This is a genomic window from Actinoplanes sp. NPDC048791 (assembly GCF_040650095.1).
Taxonomy (GTDB): domain Bacteria; phylum Actinomycetota; class Actinomycetes; order Mycobacteriales; family Micromonosporaceae; genus Actinoplanes.
This window is the reverse complement of the sequence record NZ_JBEZGQ010001584.1, coordinates 1-1,357: the sequence shown is the minus strand read 5'-3', so window position 1 is coordinate 1,357 and position 1,357 is coordinate 1. Positions and strand designations below refer to the sequence as shown.

General features: G+C 72.5%; 2 protein-coding genes. Both read left to right on the top strand.

Features of this window, described 5'->3' with window-relative positions; genetic code table 11:
* On the top strand, positions 1 to 1,082 hold a 1,082-nt coding region (locus tag AB0C29_RS48695; protein WP_360835211.1), incomplete at its 5' end, for a styrene monooxygenase/indole monooxygenase family protein.
* A 72-nt stretch (positions 1,083 to 1,154) separates the two neighbouring features.
* A partial coding sequence (locus AB0C29_RS48690; RefSeq protein WP_360835209.1) for a helix-turn-helix domain-containing protein occupies positions 1,155 to 1,357 on the top strand: 203 nt, incomplete at its 3' end.

The window sequence follows — 1,357 nt, the reverse complement described above, 5'->3', positions numbered from 1 at the left end:
ACGACGCGCTGGAGACCGAGCGGGCCCTCGGCCTCGACCTCTGGGGCGAGCAGGCGCCGGCCTTCGAGGGCTTCCGGATCACCCTGTCCGCCCCGCCCGGCGAGCAGGCCCTTGCTTTCAACGCCCGGCTCAGCCACCCCGGCCGCAGCGTCGACCAGCGCCTCAAGATGGCGGCCTGGCTGGAGCTGGCCGAGCAGCGCGGTGTGACGGTGGAATACCGCTCGGTCGAGGCGGGGGAGCTGGCAGCGCTCGCCGCGCGTCACGACCTGACCGTCATCGCGGCCGGCCGGGGCGACCTGGTGTCCATCTTCGACCGCGACCCGCGGCGCTCGGTCCACGACGCGCCACAACGGGGGCTCGCCGTCGCGTACGTGCACGGCCTCGAGCCCGACCCGGACTTCCCGGCACCGCACATCGGCTTCCACGCCGTGCCCGGGCTGGGCGAGCTGTTCGTCATCCCCGCGCTGACCCTGACCGGCCCCTGCGACATCCTGTTCTGGGAGGCCGTGCCCGGTGGCCCGGTCGACCGGTGGACGGGTTCCGCCCCGATGGACCCCGCCGAGCATCTGGCCCTGACCCTCGACCTGGCCGGCCGGTACGTGCCCTGGGTCGCCGAGCGCGCCCGCCACGTCGAGCTCACCGACGCCCGGGCCACCCTGCACGGCCGGTACGCACCGGTCGTGCGCGAGCCGGTCGCCCGACTCGACGGCGGGACGGCGGTGCTCGGCATGGCCGATGTGGTGCTGGCCAATGACCCGATCACCGGCCAGGGCGCCAACACCGCGGCCAAGTGCGCCACCGCCTACCTGACCGCGATCCGCGAGCGGGGTGACCGGCCGTTCGACGAGCAGTGGATGCGCGACACGGCCGAGGCGTTCTGGTCCTCGACCGCCCGCGCGGTCACCGACTGGACCAACGCGATGCTCCAGCCGTTGCCGCCGCACGTGCAACGCATACTCGGCGCGGCAGCGGGCAACCCCACCGTGGCGTCCCGGTTCGCCGACGCCTTCTCGGACCCGACCGACCTGGACCGCTGGTTCATGACGCCCGAAGCCGCCGAGCGCTATCTCGCCTCGGTGTAGCGCAGCGTAATCTCGATCACTTCCTGACCGATCGGCCAGCTTCTGACCGATCGGTCAGGCATGCTGGTCGGCATGGCCCGTACCCGGACACGCGACGAGATCCTCACCGTCGCCGCGGAGCTGTTCTACCGCGCCGGCTTCAAGGGCACGTCCCTGCAGGACATCGCCGCGGAAGTGGGCTGTTCCAAGGCGACGCTGCTCTACCACTTCGACAGCAAGGAAGCGATCCTCGCCGCGCTGCTCGCCCCGGCCGCGCGAGAGCTGGCCGAGCTCGA